We start from the raw sequence: 22,736 nt of genomic DNA on the forward strand, positions 1-22,736 counted from the left end.
AATGGCAGCGATGACCCTCGAGTTCCCCTACCGCATCGACAGCCGAGGCCGCAGCGCCGAGCGCGAGGCCGATGCGCGCATCCGCCAGATGATCGAGCAGGTGCTCTTCACCCAGCCGGGCGAGCGCGTCAACCGGCCCGATTTCGGCTGCGGCCTCTTGCAGCTGGTGTTCGCGCCCAACAGCGATGCCCTGGCCGCCGCCCTGCAGTCCACCGTGCAAGGCTCGCTGCAGCAGTGGCTGGGCGAGCTGATCGAGGTCGAGGGTGTGCAGATCGAGCATGTGGACGAGCGCTTGCAGGTCAGCGTGCAGTACATCGTGCGCCGTGATCGCGAGCGCCAGCTCGCCAACTTTTCGAGGGCCTTGCCATGAGCGGCGCCAGCAGCCAGCGCCGCCAGGCCCGCAGCGAGAACCCGCGCCGTCTGCAGCTGCTGCGCGAGCAGACGCTGCCGCCCGCCCTCAACGGCATCGACTACCTCGAGGTGGCCAGCAAGGACCAGCGCACGCTCAAGCTCGTCTTCGTGTTCCCGGTCAGCGGTCTGAGCGTCGCGCATTGCCGCATCGTCGGCGGCGTGCGCATCCAGGGCGTCCGCGTGCTGACGGCCCAGGCCAGCGGCAAGGTGCTGACCCTGACGGTGGACCAGGCCGGGGATTTCTCCTGGTACGAGCTGCAGCTGATCGACCCGGCCGCGCCCGAGTTTGCGCCCGCCGGCATCGACCCGGTGCTGGCCAGCATCCGCTTCAGCTTCAAGGCGCAATGCCCCTCGGATTTCGATTGCGAGAGCGCCCACCACTGTCCACCCGCCAGCCTGCCCGAGCCCTTGCTCGATTACCTGGCCAAGGACTACGCCAGCTTCCGCCGCCTGATGCTGGACCGCATGGGCCAGCTGATCCCCGGCGGGCAGGACGCCCACCCGGCCGATTTCTCCACCGCCCTGGTCGAGATGCTGGCCCATGTCGGCGACCTGCTCAGCTACCGCCAGGACGCCGTGGCCACCGAGGCCTATCTGGGCACGTCGCGCCGGCGTGTCTCCTTGCGCCGCCATGCCCGCTTGCTGGACTACGCGGTGCACGAGGGCTGCAACAGCCGGGCTTTTGTCTGCATTGAGGTGGCGCCCCAGGCCGATGGTCGCAGCCTGCCCGCGCGCAGCATGCTGCTGACCCGTGGCGGCGACCCGGATGCTCCGGTGCTGCGCAGTGAAGAGTTGGCCCGCCTGCCCGAGGACGGCAGCCTGGTGTTCGAAACCCTGCATGCCCTGAGCCTGCATTCGGCCCACAACCGTATCGCCCTGCACGACTGGGGCGAGCTGCGGTACTGCCTGCCGCGCGGCGCCACCAGCGCGGCCGTGGTCAACAGCCCGGTGCTGGCCTTGCTGCCGGGCGAGGTGCTGATTGCCGAGGAGATCCGAAGTGCCACGACGGGCCGCGAGGCCGACCGCGAGCGCAGCCACCGCCACGCCCTGCGCCTGCTGGCCGTCGAGCCAGCCCGCGATGAGCTGACCGGCACCGATCTGCTGCTGCTGCGCTGGCATGAGGACGATGCCTTGCCCTTCCCGCTGTGCGTCAGCGCCGAGTTCGAGGAAGGCGGCAGTCTGGTGCGGCGCGCCATCTCAGTGATGCGCGGCAATGTGGTGCTGGCCGACCAGGGCCTGAGCCGGCGAGCCGAGAGCCTGCTGCCGCCCGAAGTGCCGGCCGATCGCCCCGGCCGTGCGGCGCGCCCCTACCGGCCGCGGCTGCAAGAGCCCGGCATTGCCTTTGCCGAGCCCTACAGCCACGATCAGGCCCAGGCCGGGTCGGCCGCGCGCGCACTGCGCCAGGATCCGCGCCGGGCGGTGCCGGCCGATATGCATCTGGAGCTGGATGACCCGGCTCAGTTTGGCGACCAGATCCTGCTCGGCGCCAGCCGCTGGACGCCGCGCCGCGATCTGCTGGCCAGCGACCGCTTTGCGCAGGAGTTCGTGCTGGAAACCGAGGCCGACGGCCGCGCCAGCCTGCGCTTCGGCGACAACCAGTTCGGCCGCCGGCCCGAGCCCGGCGCGCGCCTGCTGGCCAGCTACCGCCAGGGCGGCGGCGCGGCCGGCAATGTCGGGCCCGACAGCATCGTCCGCCTGGTCTGCGACGAGCCCCTGATCCGGCCCTTTGTGCTGCGCGTGCGCAACCCCCTCTCTGCCCAGGGCGGCTGCGATCCCGAGAGCGCCGACACCGTGCGCCTTTTTGCGCCCGAGTCCTTCCGCAGCCAGGAGCGCGCCGTCACTGAAGACGATTACGCCCGCATGGCCGAGCGCCACCCGCAGGTGCAGCGCGCGGCCGCCCGCCTGCGCTGGACCGGCAGCTGGTACACGGTCTTCGTCAGCATCGACCGGCGCGGCGGACTGCCTCTCGATGCCGCCTTTCGCGCCGAGATGCTGGCCCATCTCGACCGCTACCGCCTGGCCGGCTACGACCTGGAACTGCAGGAGCCGGCCTATGTGCCGCTGGACATCGAGCTGGCGGTCTGCGTGCTGCCCGGCTTCATGGCCGCGGCGGTGGAGCAAAGCCTGCTGGCGCGCCTCTCCAATGGCCTCGATGCCCAGGGCCAGCCGGCTTTCTTCCACCCCGATCACTTCAGCTTCGGCGGCAGCCTGGCGCTCTCGGCCCTGGTCGAGGCGGCGCAGTCCCTGGTGGGGGTGGCCTCGGTCGAGGTGCTGCGCTTCCAGCGCTGGGGCCGCACGGCCCAGGGCGAGCGGGCCGCGGGCGTGATCCTCGCGGCCAGTCTGGAAGTGCTGCGCCTGGACAACGACCCCAATTTCCCTGAGAACGGCCGGCTGCGGCTGAGCATGCGAGGTGGTTTGTGAGCGCCCCATCGTCACCCTCGAACTTCAGCGGCGCGGATGCGCAATGCGGCTGCTGTGCCGGCGTGTCGGTGCTGACGCCGGTGGATGCCATCAACCCGCCGGGCCAGCGCAGCCTCTCGGCCCGGGTCGGCAGCCAGGCGCGTTTCATGGAAAGCCAGCTGGCCCTGCTGTCCCAGGCGCCGGCCCTGCAAGCCCTGAGCACGCGCGAGCGCAGCGACCCGGCCCTGGCCTTGCTGGACGCCTGGGCCGGCGTGCTCGATGTGCTGAGCTTCTACCAGGAGCGCCTGCTCAACGAAGGTTTTCTGCGCACCGCCACCGAGCGCCGCTCGGTGCTGGAGCTGGCCCGTGCCATCGGCTACGAGCTGCGCCCCGGCGTGGCGGCCTCCACCTATTTGGCCTTCAACCTGGAAACCTCGCCCGGCGCGCCGCTGCAGGCGCGCATAGCGGCCGGCAGCAAGACCCAAAGCATCCCGGCCCAGGACGAGAAGCCCCAGGTCTTCGAGACCCTGGCGCCGCTGCAGGCCCGCGCGGCCTGGAATGCCATGCCGGTGCTGAGCATGGAGGCCGTGCCGCCGCACTGGGGCGGCACCACGCTCTATCTGGCCGGCCAGTCCACGCGCCTGGCGCCGGGCGATGCCTTGCTCATCATCGGTGAGGAGCGCCGCCTGCAGCCCGACGACGAGAACTGGGACTTCCGCCGCGTCGCCCGCGTGCAGCTGGTGGCGCCCGAGAACCCCGGTGTCGATCCGCAGGGCGGCTACACCGTGGTCACCCTGGACCGGCCGCTGGGCAACCACTCGCCCACGGTCCATCCGGCACGCGTGCAGCCTCGCTGTTATGCCTTGCGCAGCAAGGCGGCCTTGTTCGGCCATGCGGCGGCCGATTGGCGGGCCATGCCGCGCAGCCTGCGTGCGGCCTTTCTGGGCCTTGACGACCCGGACGACTCCAAGGTCAACATCCAGACGCAGCCCGAGTGGCCGGCCTTCAGGATCACCGGCGTCTCGGGGGATCAGGAGACCATCATTCACCTGGATGCCAGCTACCCCCGCATCACGCGCGGCAGCTGGGTCGTGCTGTCTCGGCCGGGCTATGAAGAGGTTTACGAGGTCGAGGCGGTGCAGGAGGATGCGCGTGCCGCCTTCGGCCTGGCCGGCAAGAGCACGTGCCTGAAGCTGATGGGCGAGCAGCTGTACGACAAGTTCAACAACGCGCTGCGCGAAACCTCGGTCTGGGGCGAATCGGTGGAGCTGACCTGGGCGCAGCGGCCGCGCTCGGGCTTCATCAGCGGCCATGAGCTGAGCCTGGCCGGCGCGGAGCCCGAGCTGGAGGCCGGGCGCTGGCTGGCCTTCATCGGCCATGTGCTGGCCGAGCGCGACGAGAACCGCGTGCTGCGCCGCCGGCTGCGCACCGGTGAACATCTGGCCGCGGTCGAGCTGGCGCGTGACGATCGCAGCGCTGTGTTCAGCTTCAGCAATGGCGATCGCCTGCTCGGCCATCTGGAGCGTGTCAGCGAGGTGGTGCAGCTGCTGCGCCAGGACTTGATCGAGGGCCGCAGCCGCCTGCTGCTGGCCAGCGATCTGGTGCATGACTACCTGCCTTTGACCCTGCGTATCAATGCCAATGTGGTGGCCGCCAGCCATGGCGACAGCCGGCAGATGAAGGTGCAGGCCGAGGTGCTGGGCAGCGGCCGCGGCAGCGCCGCTTTCCAGCGCTTCAACTTGCAGCAAAAGCCTCTGACCTACATCTCCGCCGCCACACCCTCGGGCACCGAATCGACGCTGGAGCTGCGCGTGGACGGCGTGCGCTGGCAGGAGGCCGCCCGCATCAGCGAGATGGGCCCGCAGGACAGCCGCTACCTGCTGCGCCGCGCCGATGACGGCACGGTCAGCGTGATCTTCGGCGATGGCCACCATGGCCGGCGCCTGCCCAGCGGCAGCATGAATGTGCAGGCCCGCTACCGCGTGGGCATTGGCAGCGAGGGCAATCTGCCGGCCGGGCAGATCAGCCTGCTGCTGGAGCGGCCGCTGGGTGTGAAGGAGGTCAGCAACCCGGTTCCGGCCGCGGGCGGCGCCGACCCCGAGCGCCTGGAGGATGCGCGCCGCAATGCGCCGCTGACCGTGCTGGCCCTGGACCGCATCGTGTCCCTGCGTGATTTCGAGGACTTCGCCGCGGCCTTCGCCGGCATTGGCAAGGCCCAGGCGGTCTGGCTCTGGGATGGCGAGCAGCGTCTGGTGCACCTGACCGTGGTCGGCCTGGACGGCGCCGACATTGCCCCCAGCTCGGCCCTCTACGCCCATCTGCTGGCCGCCATCGACCAGGTGCGGCCGGCCCACCAGCCGCTGCGCGTGGCCACCGGCGAGCTGCTGCGTTTTGGCCTCAGCGCGGGGGTGCGTCTGCAGCCGGCCTATGCCGCCGAGACGGTGTTCCCGGCCCTGCGTCAGGCTCTGGCCGAGGCCTTTGGCTTCCAGGCGCGCGGCTATGGCCAGTCGCTGGCCGGCAGCGAGGTCCTGAGCGTGATGCAGCGCGTGCCCGGCGTCGAACGGGTGGACCTCGACCGCCTGCGTGCCCAGCCCGGAACCTCGGTGGCCGGGCCCGATGGCCGGCTGCGTGCGCGCGGCGCCCGCTGGCAGGGCACGCAGATCCTGCCGGCCCAGCTGCTGCTGATCGATCTGGCCGATGTGCGCCTGACGGAGTTGAGCTCATGACAAGCCCCAGCAAGACCCTGGATGTCGACTTTCTGTTCAGCCGGCTGCCGGCCTTTTACCAAACCCGCGATTCCGAGCAGGGTGGCCCGCTGCGTGCCCTGCTGGAGGTGCTGGCCAGCCAGGGGCAGCTGCTCGATGAGGACATTTCCCAGCTCTACGACAACTGGTTCATCGAGACCTGCGAGGACTGGCTGATCCCCTACATCGGTGACTTGCTCGGTGTGCGCGGCCTGTACTCGGTGACGGGCACCCAGGCTTTTGGCCAGCGCGCCCACGTGGCCAACACCCTGGCCCTGCGGCGGCGCAAAGGCACGCTGCCGGTGCTGGAGCAACTGGCCCAGGACACCACTGGCTGGCGCGCCCATGCGGTCGAGTATTTCCAGCAACTGGGCTGGACCCAGCATCTCAACCATGTGAGGGCCTTCAATGTCCGCACGCCCGATCTGCGCCAGGCCCTGGCCCTGGAGCGTGTGGACGGCGCCTTCGACACCAGCGCCCACACGGCCGAAGTGCGGGCCCTGCCGGCCGGTCGCTACAACATCCCGCACATCGGCCTGCACATCTGGCGCCTGCAGGCCTATGCCGTGCAGCGGGGCACGGCGGCGGCGGTGGGCAGCGTGGCGGGCTTTTTCAGCTTCGATCCGCTGGGCCGCGATGTCGGCGAAGCGGCGCCGGCCGGCGAATCCTGGCTCTTCAACCGCCCGCGCACCGAGGCGCAGATCAGCGATCTGGCCCAGCCCATCCATGTGCCGGAGCCGCTCTCCCGCCGTGCCCTGCATGAGGAGCTGAGCGCCATCCAGGCCGACCTGGCCCAGGGCCGCGAACCGCAACGGCGCTACTTCTCGCAGGAATCGGGCGGGCCGGTGCTGCGTGTGTGGCTCGATGGGGTGGAGGTGGCCGAGACGGCCTTGCGCGTCTGCCATCTGGGCACGATCCCGGGCCTGGCGCCGCCGCAGTGGCGTCGCCCGCCGGCCGGCTGCGTGGGCTTTGACCCGGTGCTGGGCCGCATCGCTCTGCCGGCGGGTCAGGCGGTTGCTCGGGTCGAGGTGGCCTATGCCTACGGCTTCCCCGGTGACATCGGCGGTGGCCCCTACGACCGTCGCCCGGCCCGCGCCGAGGACGAGGCCAGGCAAGGTCTGTTCTCGGCCGAGGGTGCGCGTCTGATCCGTGTGCCCATGGATCAACCGAGCCTGGCCGCCGCCCTGGCCCAAGTGCAGGCTGGCCAGCGCACCCTGATCCGCATCGACAGCGATGCCACCGAGGCGCTCATGCCCAACCTCAACCTGCCCGACAGCGAGCTGCTGATCGAGGCGGTGAACCAGCGCCGCCCGGTGCTGGTGGGCAGCTGGAAGCTGCGCGGCAACAGCAGCACACGCTTTGGCTTCTCCGGCCTGTGGATCGATGGCGAGCTGCAGCTGCAAGGTGGTTTGCGCGCGCTCGATGTGCGCCACTGCAGCCTGCGGCCCAGCCGCGGCGGCATCCGCCACAGCGGCAATGGGCCGGAGTTGCAGATCCGCCTGAGCCACAGCATCTGCGGGCCGATTCAAGCGGCCAAGGCCCTCGGCGGCGTGAGCCTGAGTGCCTCCATCATCGATGCCGATGTGGCCGCGCAGCCGGCGCCGATCGACCCGCAAGCCCTGGTCCTGCCCGACACCGCGCTCGAGATCGACCGCTGCACCGTGCTCGGCGCCTGCAGCGCCGGCCAGCTGGAGGCGGGCAACAGCCTGTTCAACGGCGCGGTCGAGATCGAGCGGCGCCAGCAGGGCTGTGTGCGCTTTTGCTACCTGCCCATCGATGCCCTCACACCGCGGCGCTACCGCTGCCAGCCCGAGCTGGCGCTGCAGGGCTTGTCGCCGGCACAAAAAAAGGGCGAGCTGCTGCGCATCACGCCCAGTTTCAGCTCGCTGCGCCACGGCCATGCGGCCTATGCCCAGCTGCGCCTGAGCTGTGCGCCAGAGATCCGCCGCGGCGCCGAGGACGGTGGCGAGATGGGCGTCTGGAACCTGCTCCAAGAACCGCAGCGCGAGGCCAATCTGCGCCAGGCCCTCGATGAATACCTGCGTTTCGGCCTCGAAGCCGGGCTGATTTTTGTCAATTGATCTGAAGCGAACCATCACGGGACACCACCATGAAAGCCGACCTGACCCGATCGACCGACCGGCCCGACCAGCATTACCGCGCGGTGCGCATGCAGCAGGGGCGGGTGCAGCTGGATGCCGAGTGGAATGAGCAGCAGGACATCCTGAACCGCCGCATCGAAACCGAGACCGTGGACAGCCTGGGCGCAGGCGCGGCCGTGCCCATTGATGCGGCCGGCTTTTTGCTCACCGGTGCCGGCGAGAACATCAGCATCAGCGCCGGCCGTTGCTATGTGCAGGGCCTGCTCTGCGAGGCGGCCACCGGCCAGACGCTGATCACCCAGCCCGGCCTGGCTAGCGCCATCTCGCCGGTGCTGCCTACACAGCCGGCGGGCCAGAGCTTGCTGGCCCTGCCGCCGGCCCAGGCCGCGCCGCTGAGCCAGATCCGCGTCTACAACGCAGCCGGTGCCGCCGTGGCGCCAAGCGAGGGCGTCTACATCGGCTATGTCGAGGCCTGGCTGCGCCACATCACGCCGCTGGAGGCGCCGCACATCCGTGAGGTGGCTCTGGGCCTGCCGGACACCAGCACGCGCGACCAGCTGGTCTGGCAGGTCAAGCTGCTACGCGCCGGCGATGTCAGCACCTCGTTGAACTGCCTGAGCGTCGAGCCCTGGGCCAGCTTCAGCCAGGCGCCCGATGGCCGCATGGCCGCGCGCGCCGAACCCACGGTGCCGCCCAAAGACCCCTGCCTGCTGACCCCCGAGGCCGGCTACCGGCGCCTGGAGAACCAGCTCTACCGCGTCGAGATCCATGACGACGGCAGTATCTCGGGCAAGCCGCGTTTCAAATGGTCGCGTGACAACGGCAGCATCGTCAGCCGCGTGACGCGCTGGCTGGGCGAGCCCACGGCCAATGAGTTCGAAGTGGCCAGCCTGGGGCGCGACGCCGTGCTCGCCATCCAGGCCGGCAGCTGGATCGAGTTCTACAGCGAGCTGCACGAGCAGACCGGCCAGCCCGGCACCCTGGTGCAGGTGCTCAAGACGGCCGGCAATGTCGTGACGGTGGATTTGAGCAGCAAGACCGGGCCGCTGGACAAGGGCTTGTTCAGTGTCAACCCGCGCGTGCGGCGCTGGGAAGGCTGGGGCCAAATCAACCCCGCCGCGCCCAACACCAACACCGGCTGGGTCGAGCTGGAAGACGGGGTGGAGCTCAAGTTCGCGCCCGGCCGCTACCGCATCGGCGATTTCTGGCAGATCCCGGCCCGCACCGCCACGGCCAACATCGAGTGGCCGCTGGACAGCGCCGACAAGCCCCGCTTCCTCGCGCCGCTGGGCGTGCTGCGCGCTTTTGCGCGCCTGGCCGTGCTGCGCTACCAGGGCAATCAATGGACGAGGCTGCACGATTGCCGCCAGCTCTTCCCGGCCTTGAGCGAGCTGCGCAACCTCGTCTACGTCGGCGGTGATGGCCAGCAGATCGCGCCCAACCCGATCGCGCCCGCGCCCGTGCCCTTGCCGCGGCCGCTGGAGGTGGCGGTGTTCAACGGCCAGTTCCCGGTGGCCGGGGCGCGGGTGCGTTTCACCGCCAGCCACGGCCAGCTGCCGGGCGGTGGCCTGGTGGCCGAGGTGGACACGGGGCCGGACGGTCTGGCCAGCGTGAGCTGGTCGCTTTCGCCCACGGTGCTGTCGCAGACCTGCCGAGCCGAGCTGCTGGAAGCCGGCGCACCGGCAGCGGGCAAGTTCAATCGCATCCATTTCAACGCCAGCCTGCTCACCGCCGCCCAGGTCGCTTATGACCCCAGCAACTGCGCCGAGGCCCAGGCGGCTCAGGTCCACACGGTGCAGGACGCGATCGATGCCTTGTGCAAGCGCGGCCATGGCGGTGGCTGCAGCAAGACGGTGGGCGAGGGCGGTGATTTCGCCACGCTCGACGAGGCCATCGAGCGGCTCATCAATGAGAAGCGGCGCGACATCGTGCTCTGCCTGCTGCCCGGTGATCACCACCTCAAGGACGGCCTCGATGTGCAAGCGCCCAGCGGCACGCGCCTGCATGTGCATGGCGCCGGGCAGGCCAGTCGCCTGTTCGTGCAGGAGCAGGAGTTCAATCTCTTCAACTTCGCCTCGGTGGAGCTGGACCAGTTCGAGCTGGTGTGGAGCGAGAGCTGGGCTTCGTTGCGCATCGAAGGCTGCAGCCAGGTGCGCCTGAGCCGTCTGGGCTTGAGCGGCTTCACCCCCAAGGGATTGAGCCTGCTGCAGATTGCCGGCGCCAGCGCGCTGGAGATCAGCTCCTGCCGCATCAAGGCCTACACGGGCGAGGGCCTGCCGGCGCGTCTGAAGCAGGTGTTTGAGCTGCTGCCCGACTTCAAGCCCTTGCAGTCCAGCTTCGAGGTCAAGGAAGGGCGGGTGTTCGAGCCGCTCGATCTGCGGTTGGCCGAGGCCTATGCCCAGCTCAGCGCAGCCCAGCGCAAGAGCCTGGGAGCCCAGATCGCCAACTACCTGCGCATGGCCGACACGGGCGCCTTGGCGCTGGCCCCCGAGGAGCGCGAGGCGCTGCAGCAGTTCCAGCGAGAGCTGCAGGATGAGCAGGTGCCGGCTCAGCAGCTGTTGGCCACGCTGGAGCGCTGGCGTGTCGGCGTGCTGCTGAGCCAGGGTGGCTCGGCCCTGACCCTGGCCGATGCGCGCGCGGACACCTTGTTGGCCGACAACCTGTTCCACGGCCAGCTGGCCTTGTACGGCGACGCCAGCCTGCCCGAGTTCCCGCAAGCCCTGTTCCAGGGCCTGAGCCAGGCCCTGAAGGCCGGACGGGTCAGCCTGGCCCATGGCAACGGTCGTCTGCGTCTGCGCAACAACCGCTTGCGTGGCGTGCGCCTGGCGGACGAATGGGTTCAGCGCATCGACAGCTTGATCAAGAACGGCGGTGTGCTGGATGGTTGCTACCGCAGCCTGGTGGGCGATGCCAATATCGCCAGCGCCCTGAGCCTGGATCTGCTGGCCTACGAGCTCAGCCTCAGCACCACGGCGTTCGAGCGCAACGACGATGTCGGCGTGGTCATTGCCGATCAGGGCAAGTACCTCGGCAACTTCGCCCACAACGATTTCCGGCTGTTTGCCTTCGGCCATGTGCCGGAGAAGTTTGGCAACGGGCCGCTCAATATCGTGGCGGCCTGAGCCTCGGGCCAAGGTCTGGATTGCGGCCGCGCCCGGCCGGGCGCGCAGCAAGGGGCGCCGCGGCCGCTGCGCCCTCAGGTCTTCTTGAGCTTGCCGCTCAGGGGAGCCAGCAGCTGTTGCTGGGCCAGCTCCACCAGTTCGTCCTCGGGGTAGCCGTCCACGCGCAGCAGGCGGCGTTCGTGCAGGGCGGCGCGGCGCAGGGCCTGGCTGAAATGCTCGTCGAACAGGCGCTGGTAGCTGCCGTTGCGCAGGGCATTCTGCAGGCCCAGCTGCAGGGCCTCGGCCAGCTCGGGCGCGTCCGGGCGCACGACGAAATAGTCGTCCAGCGGGTAGCGCAGGCCCAGGCCCGGCACCACCGCGAGGCCAGCGCCCACCAGCTTGCCATTGGCCAGCTCTTCCCAAATTTCGTTCAGGCCGCGCGAGAGGTAATCGCTGCGCCGCGCCTGCAGCATGCCGAACAGGCCGGCGTAGTTGGAGGCGCTGACGACCTTGAAGCCCAGGCGCTCGAACACGGGGCGGTCGGTCCAGTCGATGCCATAACCCAGGCCCAGGGCCTTGAGCTCGGACAGGTCGCGCAGCTGGGACAGAGTCTGTGCGCGCTCGGCGCGACAGAGCAGCAGGCGCAGGCCCAGCAGGCCGCGCCGCAGCGGAATGGGCACGACCAAGCCTTCGCTGGCCGGCAGGTCGCGGCGCGTGACCATGGTGACATCCAGGCGGCCCTGGCGCAGCTCGGCCATGGCGCGTAGCTGGGTGTAGTGATAGCGCTCCTCGACGCGCGGCTCGCGGCCTGACTGCTCCAGCACCAGCTGCAACAGCTGCAAGGGGTAGACGCGTCGCGGGTCCTCGCGCGGGTCGGCCACCGGAAAGCTCACACCCTTGCCCGTGCCAGTGCCCGTGCCCGGTAAGACCTGGGCCCGCAGAGGCGGCACCGTGAGCAGGCTGCTGCCGGCCATGGCCAGGAGGATGCGGCGACGATCGCTCATGCGCGTGGACGGATGCTCAGTGCCTGTGGGCGCGACGCAGCGGAGCTGGGCAGAGTGGCATGGTGGGTCCGTATCTTGGTGACTGCTGCTGCGGCGGCGCTGGCTCGGCTTGCTTGCGAGCGTGGCTTCTGGCAACGGGACAGCATTGAGCGAAAACTCGCGGGGTGTCTATCCCACCAAAGCGGGGTGTGCGCTTGCGAGCCCCGCCGTGCTGGTTGCCGCGCTCATGTGATGGTGTTGTGGGCCATCGCTGCGCTCAGCCCGGCCGGGCTTCAGGCTGTCTGGACATTGTCAGCTAGCTTGAGTTCCAAGAGGCCCTGGTCGCTGCCGTCTGGTCAGCCGCGCTTGGCCGAGGTTTCGAGCTAGACCGCACTGGCTTTGTCACCCTGGATGCGCGCCTCCTCACGCGACTGGGCGGCCGGATTGCCGAGCAGGGCAATGTTGCGTGGCAGCCGCGCCGTCTGCCTTGCCACAATGTGCCACCCCTGCTTGCTCTGGAGCCTTCACCATGCCCTTCGACCCGCAACAGCGCTATGTCCACCTGGCCGAAGACGGCCATGCCATCGAGTTGCCCGGTGGCGATGCCTTCTGGAGCTTGCCTGCCGCACAGATGGAGGCGTTCGACCTCGGCTGGTTGGTCACTGAGTTCGAGTGCAGCGAGGACTGGCCCAATTGGGAGCGCCACCCTGAGGGCGATGAGTACGTCTACCTGCTCACCGGTTCCGTTCAGCTGCTGCTGGAACTGCCCGATGGCCTGCAGACCCTCTCCTTGGAAGGGCGAGCTGCCGTGCTCGTGCCCCGGGGTGTCTGGCACACGGCGCGGGTGAGCAGTCCCAGCCGCTTGTTGCACATCACGCGCGGCCGGGGCAGCGAGCACCGGCCGGTGCGTGCGGGCGCTGCGCTGACCATGGCCAGTTGATGCCGGTATGGGGGCGGTGCCGTTCCCGGCTCGTGCCTCCGCCTGCCTGCGGATGTCGCTGGCGTGACATCACGCTTTAATTGGTGATGGCCTTTCCTGCGTGGCATGGATTCAGTTTCGAGCCAACCGAAAGCGCAGGGCCCTGTGCGGCCTGGCCGCATGGGCTGTGGTGCTTTCCAACGCCGCCGCCGCACAGGCGGCCATGGCAGACCTCCTGCGACCGGCTGTGCCGCCTGACATTTGCTTTGTTCGCTTTGCCTCGCCCAAACAGGCCGCAGCGGCCAGCCCGCTCGGCAAACAGGGCAAGTTCCGTGTGCCGCGCCGGGCAGGGCAGGGCAGGCGGGGCGGCCAAGTAGCCAGCCGTGCTGATCCTGCACGGATCTGCCGGCAGCCTGCAGAGGGCGGTCGATCGCTCGCTTAGCTTGGGTACAGACGGGAGGGAGTGGCCACCTGTCGGCGATGGCATCCGACCGTGCGGGTGCACACAGTCGAAACAGCAGGTCAATCGCCGGGAAGCCCGCGCAGAGCATTGACTACGCCATCGAGGGTTTGGGTCTGCTTGAAGATCGATCAACCACAACTGTGTTCTCGCAAAGATTGAAGGCAAAAGCCCGGCGCGAGCACAGCATCACCCGCAGGGCGCCCCACATCTTGCGCGGACAGCGGCCTATTGTTGGAAAGTTTTCAGCGCCTGCTTCAAGCGCTTTCGCCCATCGCTGTTTGTTTCGCGATAGACCTTGAGGGCGAGCGCAAGGAACTGCTGCTCTCCTGGAGACAGCCCAGTTTGTTCACGCTCCACATCGAGCCAACCTGGCTCCTTGCCGCAATGTTGTTCAATCTGCCGCGCCAGTTTGTCGCCGATGGGGCGTGCGCCACTCTTGGCCATCGACCATGTTGCGCCACTCATCTCGACTTGTTTAGCCCAGGTGGATTCAAGCCCCTTGGGCGGATCGCCTGCGGCGATGCGTTCTTCCGCAAAAGTCTGGAAGAGCGCGATGGCGTTGAGTCGGCGGAATGTGGTGATGCTGGACACGGCTGGTGTTGTTAAAACACTTCACATGCATTCTATGTGATCGAATGTGTTGACGGACTCGTGAACACTCTTCACAATTCTTCTATTCGTTGATTCACCCCAACCCGCCAGATCTCATCATGCTCCGCACAGTCTCCATCGCCAACGCCAAACGACCCATGTCGGTCGAGATGGCTTTGTGCGTCGCTGCGGGTCGCCATGAGTTCGCGATGCTGTTCGCACTGAGCCAGCCGCGGCATGACCGATTTGAGGGTGACTCACCGTTACCGGGAGGAACTTCAGCCTACTGAAGTTCTTACATTCCAGGGATCCATCTCCGATCCCCTGAAGCCCGGTCTCCTGCAGGAACCGGGCTTTTTGTTTGGCTCTTGCAAATCGGATTGATGCCCTCTCGGGTGTGCCCGTGCACAAGCACCGGCCAGCTCGGTGTGCATGTGTGCCAAGCACGTTCTGCAGACGGAGCCGGCATGCAGCGATCTCGGCAACCATGCCGAGATCGCGTGCGGACACAGCCGAGAGTGCATGGCCTCGTTAGCTCAGCGGAGCAGAGCGCCGGTCTACGAAACCGGAGGCCGGAGGTTCGAATCCTCCACGAGGCGCCAGCTTTCATTTCTGTCCCGTTGGACTTCCGGTGAGGTCCTCGGCCCTTCAAGCCGAAGAGGCGGGTTCGACTCCCGCACGGGATGCCAAACCCAAGCCTGTCGTCGAGCTCTCGCTTCGATAGGCGCAAACCGGCCGCAAAGATTGGGCGGCGTCGGAACCCGTCACCGACAACCCTTGGGAGCAGGACCCGTGTGTGGCGCAAGTGGAATGCGCAACTGCTTTGGGAGCAGAACCGCCATCACTACCAGCATTGAGCAGCGCTGCCGCCCATTGGTCAGCCGTGGCGTAGCTTTGCTGGAAGAGCACTAAGCCTTGAATCCGCTGGGCGCAGGTTGGAGCCTCACCGCCTTCGCCGTTGAATTTCAGTCGTGCCCAGTCGCAGAAAGGAGGACGCCATGCACGATGTATTGCAGTTGGACATCACCGGCCAGCCCCAGGCCTGGATCTCGGTCGAGCAGGGGGCGGTCCATGTGGCCTCCCGCTCCGTGGCCTGGTCGCTCGGTGATACGCCGCTGGCCGTCCTGCGCGGCGGCATGAACCTCCACTCCGGCCTTCAGTCCAGGATTGAAGTTCCAGCCATCCTGGCCTTGAGCGGCAGTTCGCGCTTGAACCTCTTCGAGCGAGAGCCGGGCTTCAACAAGCTCAAGCTGATCCGGCGTGACCGACAGACCTGTGCCTACTGTGGCGATGCGCATGACCTGCGCGAACTCACGGTCGACCACATCCTGCCGGCCTCGCGTGGCGGCCCTCTCAGCTGGATGAACACGGTCGCTGCCTGCCGCGCCTGCAATGCGCGCAAGGCCGACCGCACGCCGGAGGAGGCCGGGATGCCGCTGCTGTTCACGCCTTATGTGCCCAGCCGCTTCGAGGACTTCCTGCTCAAGGGCAGGCGGATTCGTGCGGACGTGCATGAGTGGCTGGCCGCACGGCTGCCGAAAGAATCGCGCCTGAGTTGATCCACGGGGTCGGCCCAGGCGCCAACAGATCTGCCTTGGAAGGCAGGGCTCACAGGTAGGGGGTACCACCCCACCGGTGCGCTGTGGCCGGGTCCGTCCCGTCGCTGCGGCGCATGCCGCTCTGCTGGAAGAGGCCGATACGGTGAAGCACGGTTGTCCCGCAAGGGTCCGGGTTCGACTCCCGGTTTCGCCACCACTGGATAGCTCAGTCGGGTAGAGCAACGGATTTGGAATCCGTGTGTCGTGGGTTCGACTCCCACTCCACAAATGGCCTGTCACGCCAGTGAAAAACGGTCGAAAGACCACCCCGCCGAACGTGCCGGTCTGCCTTCGGGTTTGAACGGCATCAGCGCGGCCACCTGAGCTTCGGGCACGCGGGGTCTGCGTCCACGGTCAGTCCGAGGCTTGTCCAGAAAGGGCATGCCGACGACGCACCGTGGCACCCAGTCCCAGGCATCCGCGGTCCGTGTCCGCGCTGTAACGGCACCCTATTTGAAACACACGCTGCAACAAGGAGAACACCATGACGATCAAGCGTGTCAATGTGAAGAAGAACGAGCGCGGCCTGCTGCTGCGCAATGGCGACTTCGAGCGTGTGCTGCAACCTGGCACACATTGGCTCCTGTCTGGACTGGATCGGCTTCAGGTCGAACTGGTCGCCATCGGAGCTCCGGCTTTCGTGCACCCGCTGACTGACTACTTGCTAGCCAAGGAGCCGGCGGTGGTCGAGACCGAGTTCGTTCGTGTCGAGTTGAATGCGACGCAGGTCGGCCTGCGCAGTGAGAACGGTGTGCTGGTCGAGCTGCTGCCGCCTGAAACCCGCCGGCTGTACTGGAAGGGCTTGGTGGATGTGCAGCTTGAGGTGATCGACCTGGCCAGCACCACAGAACTGTCGCCTGCGCTCACCGCCCGCCTGTTGCAGGCCCAGCTGCGTCCGCGCAGCATCACTGGCTTGGCTGGTGTGCTGCAAGTGGTCGTGCCGGAACACGGCGCGGGCATTCTGTGGGTCGACGGCAAGATCGAGCGCTTGCTCGGTGCGGGTTCGTTCGCCTTCTGGAAGTTCAACCGCAGTGTGAACGTGGAGCTGGTGGACCTGCGCTTGCAGGCCGTCGAAGTCACGGGCCAGGAAATCCTGACCCGAGACAAGGTGGCGCTGCGACTCAATCTTTCGGCCACCTGGCGCTATTCGGACGTGCTCAGCGCCTACAAGGCGCTGGCCAAGCCGGCCGAGCACCTGTACCGCGAACTGCAACTCGGCTTACGCGCTGCGGTGGGCACACGCTCGCTCGATGAGCTTCTTGAGAACAAGAGCGTCATCGATGAGGTCGTGACCGCCCAGGTCAAGGACAAGCTCGCCGCTCTCGGGCTCGAGCTGACCAGCGTCGGCGTCAAGGACATCGTGCTGCCCGGCGAGATGAAGACCATCCTCGCTCAGGTGGTGGAGGCCGGGAAGGCGGCCGAAGCCAACGTGATCCGCCGCCGCGAGGAAACTGCTGCAACGCGCTCGCTGCTGAACACCGCCAAGGTGATGGAGGACAACCCCGTTGCTCTGCGCCTCAAGGAACTGGAAACCCTGGAGCGTGTGGCGGAACGCATTGACAAGATCTCCGTCTTCGGAGGTCTGGACCAGGTGCTCAACGGGCTTGTGAAGCTGCGCTGATCACCGCCCTGGCCGGGCGCGATTTGAATGTCGCCCGGCCTGGGCTCTACATTGGAAACAAGATCATGGAACAAGTACAAACTCAACATATCCACGAAGACGTCCCCGGCGGTGTGCCGCTGAAGATGTGGACGCGTGGCGTGCCCATCGAGCCCGAAGCCAAGCGCCAACTCACCAACGCGGCACGCCTGCCCATCGTCTTCAAGCATGTGGCTGCGATGCCGGACGTGCACTTCGGTATCGGCGCTACCGTGGGTTCGGTCATCCCGACCATCAAGGCCATCATTCCGGCCGCCGTGGGCGTAGACATCGGTTGCGGCATGATGGCCTGCAAGACCACACTGCGCGCTGAGGACCTGCCCGACAACCTCGCCCCACTGCGCGCGGCGATTGAACGTGCGGTGCCGCATGGGCGCGCGCCAGGCAACCGTGACCCGGGTGCCTGGCAGAAACCGCCAGGTTCAGTGGACACAGCTTGGGCGCAGCTCGAGCCCGAATTCAAGGGAATCTGCCGCAGCTATCCCAAGCTGGAGAAAACCAACCACCACAAGCATCTGGGCACTCTCGGCGGAGGCAACCACTTCATTGAGGTCTGCCTCGACGAAGCAGGCGCGGTCTGGTTCATGCTGCACTCGGGCTCGCGAGGCGTGGGCAATGCCATCGGCACCATGTTCATCGAACTGGCCAAGAAGGACGCTATGCGCCACCAGGCCAACCTGCCGGATCGCGACCTTGCTTACTTCGAGGAAGGCAATCGCTACTTCGGCGACTACGTGCGCGCCGTGAGCTGGGCACAGAAGTACGCCGCGATGAACCGCGAGGTCATGATGCGCCGCGTGATCGAAGCAGCGAAGACGGTGCTGCACAAGAACTTCCAGAGCCACATCGAGGCGGTGAACTGCCACCACAACTATGTGCAGCGCGAGCAGCACTTTGGCGAGGACGTATTCGTCACCCGCAAGGGCGCCGTGAGTGCCAAGGCTGGCCAACTGGGCATCATCCCAGGCAGCATGGGCGCACGCAGCTTCATCGTGCGTGGCAAGGGCAATCCGGAGTCTTTCGAATCCTGCTCACATGGCGCCGGCCGTGTCATGAGCCGTGGAGATGCCAAACGCAGCTTCACCTTGGCCGACCATCGTGCTGCCACTGAAGGTGTGGAATGCCGCAAGGACAAAGACGTTCTTGACGAGACGCCTGCAGCCTACAAGGACATTGACGCCGTCATGGCCGCGCAGGCGGATCTAGTCGACGTGGTGCATACCCTGAAGCAGGTGGTTTGTGTGAAGGGCTGAACTTCTGGGTTGATCGATACCACCATGCCGATGCAAAGGTCGCTCAACCCGCGCTCGGCCGCAGTCGGGCATGCGCCCTGGAATCGTTCGATGCTGCAGGGCGGTTTTGCGCTGGTTGGAGCCGGTGAACCAGTGGCCACGCCGAATGTGGCCTCAGCCGGCATCCATCTCCGCAGCTGCCCCCTCCCACACAGCTCCCCGCCCGCTTTCCCCAAGCGCGACAGCTCGCTTCGAAACTTTGACTTCACGCCGTTCGAAGTCTTCCCCTAAGACTTCGATAATTTGACAGTAACTTCGAAACTTTGTTCTCAGCCTCCTTCATCATGACCTTGCGCTACCAAATCATTCCCGTCACCACCTTCCAGCAGAACTGTTCCCTGGTCTGGTGTGACGAGACGCTGGAGGCGGCGGTGATCGACCCTGGCGGCGATCTCGCGCGCATCCGGGCGGTGGTGCAGCAGCAGGGGGTGTCGCTCCAGGCGATCTGGTTGACCCATGCGCACATCGACCATGCCGGCGGCACGGGGCAGCTCTCGCGTGAGCTGCAGCTGCCCATCATCGGGCCGCATCCGGGCGATCAGTTCTGGATCGATGGGCTGCCGCAGCAGAGCCAGATGTTCGGTTTCCCCGCCGCCGAGCCCTTCACGCCGACACGCTGGCTGGCCGACGGCGATACCGTGCAGATTGGCCGGCAGACCTTGAACGTGCGCCATTGCCCGGGTCATACGCCGGGCCATGTGGTGTTCCATTCACCAGAGATTGCGCGCGCCTTTGTGGGCGATGTGCTGTTCGCCGGCAGCATCGGCCGCACGGATTTTCCCGGTGGCGACCATGCGACCTTGCTCGCCTCGATCCGCGAGCGGCTCTGGCCCATGGGTGACGAGACCGTGTTCATCCCTGGCCACGGCCCGGAGAGCAGCTTTGGCGTGGAACGGCGCAGCAACCCGCATGTGCGGGATCGCTGAAGGGCATCCGCTCACAGCTGAGCGTGGGCGCGCAGCGATTCCAGCCGCAGGCTCAGGCTTTGCTCCAACTGGCTGAGCTGAGTCTGCAGATCCCGTCGGAGGGCCTCGTCCCCGCAGGCGGCGAAGCGTGCTTGCAGCGCCGCCTTGTCACGAAACAGGCCCACCTCGGCCGGCGCGTGGCCTGCGTTTTTCAGGATCTTGAAGCTCATGCGCAGGCTCTCGGGCGTGGCCTGCCAGGCCTCGTCCTCGGGCAGGGGCTGCCCAAAGCCTTGGGCTGATTGCAGTTCGCCCGACTTCAGTGCTTCTTGCAGGTGCTGGGCAATTTCCTCGTCACGCATGACTTGACCCTTCAGTTCTCGCTGGCTGGCTTGGCAACAGGCCATGCCAGCACCCAGTGTAGAAAACATGGGGCGGGCGACATGCGCCCCGTGGCCGCGCTGAGTCGCCGCGTGAATAAACCCGGTCACTCAGTTGCGGGGGGTGTGGGCGAGTCAAGCGCCGGCAAAATTCGCAACGGGTCAAACCCGTGTCTGTCAGGGGCCTGCCGCAGCGCTTGTTCCTGCTGCTGGCGGCAGCCCGGCGGCCGCGAACAAGGACCGAGAACACGCCGGAGAACACCACACGGCATCGATGCATTTCACCCCCAAGGGAGAACCAACACCATGGCCTTTACATCCACGATCTTCAGCAAGACCTTGATCGGCGCAGCGGCCGCCCTGACCCTGATGTCGGCCCAGGCCGCACCGGTCAGCCTGAGCTATTCGGGCCATGGCACCAGCAGCTGGTGGACCGCAGCCAAGGCCACCGGCACCGGCTCCTTTGAAACCAACTCGGGCCAGTTCAGCGGCGACATCAGCTATACCGATCTCAAGAGCTTCAGTTTCCATCTGCAGATCGAGCTGGATGGTGTGACCGAAAACTTCTTTTACGGCCTGGATCAGCTGAGTAATTTCTGGGCCACCGTGGACAACAGCGGCTTCACCAACTTCTACTTGCGCACGGAATACGTCCGTGGTGATCAGCGTGGTGGCCAAGGCCTGAACTTCGAGGGTCTGGGCGCCGATGAAGCCCGCACGCACCACTTCGACATTCCTGGCCCCTTCACCATCGGCCAGCTCAAGGCCACCTTCGGCCCGGACAACCATGTGCCCGAGCCGGCCACCCTGGCCTTGACCCTGGCCGCCCTGGGCCTGGCCGGCGTGGTGGGCCGCGGCCGCCGCAGCAGCCAAGGCAAGGCCTGAGGCGCAGGCGCGCGAGCTCCTGTTCTGGTTTTTTGAACCGGGGTGGCGCCAGGCGCTGCCCAAGAGCGCGCCGCGCGGCACTGCCGCCGGCGCGCTGTTGTTTTCAGGGCTCGGCTTTCAGAATCGGCCGTCCGCCGAATCGGCGCGCGCCAGCTCTCGGGTGAACTTGGGTGAACTCGAATGACGACGACGTCGCTGATGCGGCCCAGCCGAGGCACCCGCCTTGGCATCGCAGTACAAAGGAAGACGATTCGCCATGAAACACTTTTCATCCACCTCCACCCTGGCCCGCCGCGGCCGCGCCGCATTGGCCTCGGGCTTGCTGGCGCTTATGGCTATCAATCCAGGCCTGTCCCTGGCCGCCGATGCCAGCGCGCCCGACACCTTGATCCGTGAGCTCTCGCAGGAGACGGTGGAAGCCATCAAGGCCGACAAGGCCATCCAGGCCGGTGACTTGCAGCGCATCGTCAAGCTGGTCGACGAGAAAATCATGCCGCACGTGGACTTCGACAAGACCACGCGCAGCGCCCTGGGTCGTCACTGGAACCAGGCCACGCCCGAGCAGCGCGAGCGCCTGAAGACCGAGTTCAAGGGCTTGCTGCTGCGTGTGTACGCTGGTGCGCTCTCGCAGTTCAAGGATCAAACCATCCGCCAAGCGCCGCTGCGCCCTGGCGCCACGGAAGGCGGCCAGGTCGAGATCAAGACCCAGATCGTCGGCAAGGGCGAGCCGGTGCAGCTGAACTACAGCCTCGAGAAATCGGAGGCCGGCGTCTGGAAGATCTGGGACTTCAATGTGCTCGGCGCCTCCATGGTGCAGACCTACCGCAATCCCTTTGCGCAGGAAGTCAATGCCAACGGCATCGAAGGCTTGATCAAGATGCTGGCCGAGAAGAACAAGAAACCCCTGCCGGCCAAGGCCTGAACTCAGCGGGTCAGGGGGTGGCTGGCCACAAAGCCGGCCAGCTCGCCCACCAGGCGCCGCAGCCGGCGCTGTGCCGCTTCATCGCGCAGCGCCAGCGCGTCATCAAAGTCGCCGTCGTCCAGGGTCAGGCGTGTCGGCGCCAGCCAGGCACGCAGCTCCTGCACGCAATGGGCCATGCCGCCCAGGGGTGAGCTGTCGGACAGGCTCACCAGGCCGACCGCACAGCCTTGCAGATAGGGCCGCGGGTCGCGGGCCAGCAGCTGCATGAAGTCCAGCGCGTTCTTGAAAACCCCGCTCATGGCGCCGTGGTAGGCCGGGCAGGTCCAGAGCATGGCGTCGGCGCTGCGGAATGCCGCGACCAGGCGCTGCAGCGAAGCCTGGTGTTCGGCCGGGTAGTCCGCCAGCGCCCAGTCGGGCCGGTACATGGGCAGCTGCAGCTCGCGCACATCGAGGGTTTCACAATCCAGCCCCAGTTCAGCCGCCATGGCCATGCCGGCGCGCAGGGCCGCTGCCGACAGAGAGGCGGCTCGCAGGCTGCCGCCTAGGCCGACGATCTTGCCGCGCGGTTGATGTTTGGCTTGTTGCGTGTCACTCATGCTTGGATTCCGAAATGGTCGAGCAAGGCCTGTTGACAGGCCGCTTCCGAAGGCTGCAGGCTTTCGGTCTTGAGGCCTTCGGCCGAGGTGAAGATCAGGCGCAGATCGCTGAGGCTGATGCGGCCGCCATCGTCGGTGGCCCGCGAGCAGATGCGCTTGCGCGTGAAGTGCGAGTCGGGCGAGCTTTGGTGGAAGCGGCACATGGGCTCGAAATCACTCAAGTCTCGTGCCTGCAAGTTGAAGCGGTATTCGTCGCTCCAGCTCGCGCAGGCCTCGTGCTCAGCGGGGAGTTGCTGCAGTGTGCGAACGCCGCCCAGCGCCTGAATGCGGTAGACATGGCGGCCCTGCCGGCTCGGTGCTGCTTCGGGTTCAAGCGGCAGCGGCTGCAGGAAGCAATCGCCGAAACCGACATCGACCAGGTAGGCGCCGTCTTCCAGGTGCACGGCGAGGCAGAGGTGGTCGAACTCCGGCCCAAACGTGCTGTCGGCTCCTGCCACCTGCGCTGAGAGCAAGCTGACCCGGTAGCCCAGCTCACGCAGCAGCGCCGCGAACAAGCCGTTCAGCTCGTAGCAAAAGCCACCGCGGCGCTGCTCGACGATCTTGCGGAACAAGGCGGTCTCTTCGAGGACGATGGCTTCGCCCCGATGGATGCTGAGGTTCTCAAACGGGATCTGGCGCAGATGGGCCCATTGCAAGGCGGCCAGGGTGGCGAGATCGGGCTGGCGGTCGCCGCAGTAGGCCAAGCGCTGCAGATAGGCGTCAACGTTCATGCTCATGGGACACCATT

17 protein-coding genes and 3 tRNA genes are annotated in these 22,736 nt (G+C 66.9%); 15 read left to right on the forward strand and 5 right to left on the reverse strand.

What is annotated here, in order from left to right; all coding sequences use genetic code 11:
* Positions 1-10: 10 nt before the first annotated feature.
* From OOB33_RS08965 to OOB33_RS08985, 5 genes are read left to right on the forward strand one after another with little or no spacing between them, the layout of a single operon-like run.
* Positions 11-370, forward strand: coding sequence for a GPW/gp25 family protein (locus OOB33_RS08965; protein WP_102769599.1), 360 nt, complete (start codon positions 11-13; stop codon positions 368-370).
* A complete protein-coding gene (locus OOB33_RS08970; protein ID WP_271008420.1) occupies positions 367-2,832 on the forward strand; it encodes a putative baseplate assembly protein in 2,466 nt (821 codons plus the stop codon). Before OOB33_RS08965 ends, OOB33_RS08970 begins: the two co-directional genes overlap by 4 nt.
* Positions 2,829-5,537, forward strand: coding sequence for a putative baseplate assembly protein (locus OOB33_RS08975; protein WP_271008421.1), 2,709 nt, complete (start codon positions 2,829-2,831; stop codon positions 5,535-5,537). The genes OOB33_RS08970 and OOB33_RS08975 overlap by 4 nt, the downstream gene beginning before the upstream one ends.
* The gene (locus OOB33_RS08980) at positions 5,534-7,636 is read left to right on the forward strand and encodes a phage tail protein (RefSeq protein ID WP_271008422.1); all 2,103 of its coding nucleotides are present in this window, start codon (positions 5,534-5,536) and stop codon (positions 7,634-7,636) included. The genes OOB33_RS08975 and OOB33_RS08980 overlap by 4 nt, the downstream gene beginning before the upstream one ends.
* A gap of 29 nt (positions 7,637-7,665) precedes the next feature.
* A complete protein-coding gene (locus OOB33_RS08985; protein ID WP_271008423.1) occupies positions 7,666-10,779 on the forward strand; it encodes a DUF6519 domain-containing protein in 3,114 nt (1,037 codons plus the stop codon).
* Between the two features lie 74 nt (positions 10,780-10,853).
* On the opposite strand, the gene OOB33_RS08990 is transcribed toward OOB33_RS08985, so the two are convergent.
* Positions 10,854-11,762 carry a hypothetical protein gene (locus OOB33_RS08990; RefSeq protein ID WP_271008424.1) on the reverse strand — a complete coding sequence of 303 codons (909 nt, stop codon included), beginning with the start codon at positions 11,760-11,762 and terminating at the stop codon, positions 10,854-10,856.
* Between the two features lie 508 nt (positions 11,763-12,270).
* Here OOB33_RS08990 and OOB33_RS08995 point away from each other — a divergent pair.
* Positions 12,271-12,681: a cupin gene (locus OOB33_RS08995; protein ID WP_271008425.1), complete on the forward strand. Its 411-nt coding sequence runs from the start codon at positions 12,271-12,273 to the stop codon at positions 12,679-12,681.
* 667 nt (positions 12,682-13,348) lie between these two features.
* On the opposite strand, the gene OOB33_RS09000 is transcribed toward OOB33_RS08995, so the two are convergent.
* Positions 13,349-13,714 (reverse strand): hypothetical protein, encoded by a 366-nt coding sequence (locus tag OOB33_RS09000; protein WP_271008426.1) that lies wholly within the window; start codon positions 13,712-13,714, stop codon positions 13,349-13,351.
* Between the two features lie 525 nt (positions 13,715-14,239).
* Here OOB33_RS09000 and OOB33_RS09005 point away from each other — a divergent pair.
* From OOB33_RS09005 to OOB33_RS09035, 7 genes are all read left to right on the forward strand, one after another.
* Positions 14,240-14,316: transfer RNA gene (locus OOB33_RS09005), tRNA-Arg, on the forward strand.
* 12 nt (positions 14,317-14,328) lie between these two features.
* Positions 14,329-14,403, forward strand: a tRNA-Glu gene (locus OOB33_RS09010).
* A gap of 309 nt (positions 14,404-14,712) precedes the next feature.
* Positions 14,713-15,273, forward strand: a complete 561-nt coding sequence (locus OOB33_RS09015) for an HNH endonuclease (protein WP_271008427.1) — start codon at positions 14,713-14,715, stop codon at positions 15,271-15,273.
* A gap of 198 nt (positions 15,274-15,471) precedes the next feature.
* Positions 15,472-15,537, forward strand: a tRNA-Pro gene (locus OOB33_RS09020).
* Between the two features lie 259 nt (positions 15,538-15,796).
* Positions 15,797-16,933 carry a slipin family protein gene (locus tag OOB33_RS09025; protein ID WP_271008428.1) on the forward strand — a complete coding sequence of 379 codons (1,137 nt, stop codon included), beginning with the start codon at positions 15,797-15,799 and terminating at the stop codon, positions 16,931-16,933.
* 65 nt (positions 16,934-16,998) lie between these two features.
* On the forward strand, positions 16,999-18,225 hold the full coding sequence (locus OOB33_RS09030; RefSeq protein ID WP_271010031.1) for an RtcB family protein: 1,227 nt from the start codon (positions 16,999-17,001) through the stop codon (positions 18,223-18,225).
* Between the two features lie 323 nt (positions 18,226-18,548).
* Entirely contained in the window at positions 18,549-19,190 is a 642-nt protein-coding gene (locus tag OOB33_RS09035; protein ID WP_271008429.1) for an MBL fold metallo-hydrolase, read from the forward strand.
* Between the two features lie 11 nt (positions 19,191-19,201).
* Here the strand turns inward: OOB33_RS09035 and OOB33_RS09040 are convergent, their stop codons facing one another.
* The gene (locus OOB33_RS09040) at positions 19,202-19,528 is read right to left on the reverse strand and encodes a DnaJ family domain-containing protein (protein WP_271008430.1); all 327 of its coding nucleotides are present in this window, start codon (positions 19,526-19,528) and stop codon (positions 19,202-19,204) included.
* Between the two features lie 324 nt (positions 19,529-19,852).
* Here OOB33_RS09040 and OOB33_RS09045 point away from each other — a divergent pair, with 324 nt between their 5' ends.
* Positions 19,853-20,431 (forward strand): PEP-CTERM sorting domain-containing protein, encoded by a 579-nt coding sequence (locus OOB33_RS09045; RefSeq protein WP_165794561.1) that lies wholly within the window; start codon positions 19,853-19,855, stop codon positions 20,429-20,431.
* Between the two features lie 256 nt (positions 20,432-20,687).
* Entirely contained in the window at positions 20,688-21,353 is a 666-nt protein-coding gene (locus OOB33_RS09050; protein WP_271008431.1) for an MlaC/ttg2D family ABC transporter substrate-binding protein, read from the forward strand.
* Between the two features lie 2 nt (positions 21,354-21,355).
* Here OOB33_RS09050 and OOB33_RS09055 read toward each other — a convergent pair whose 3' ends face one another.
* A complete protein-coding gene (locus OOB33_RS09055; RefSeq protein ID WP_271008432.1) occupies positions 21,356-21,949 on the reverse strand; it encodes an NADPH-dependent FMN reductase in 594 nt (197 codons plus the stop codon).
* Positions 21,946-22,725, reverse strand: a complete 780-nt coding sequence (locus OOB33_RS09060) for an arylamine N-acetyltransferase family protein (protein WP_271008433.1) — start codon at positions 22,723-22,725, stop codon at positions 21,946-21,948. Before OOB33_RS09060 ends, OOB33_RS09055 begins: the two co-directional genes overlap by 4 nt.
* Positions 22,726-22,736 lie beyond the last annotated feature (11 nt).

Origin of the sequence: Paucibacter sp. B51, assembly GCF_027863535.1 — a bacterium.
In the GTDB taxonomy this organism is placed as follows: domain Bacteria; phylum Pseudomonadota; class Gammaproteobacteria; order Burkholderiales; family Burkholderiaceae_C; genus Paucibacter_A; species Paucibacter_A aquatilis.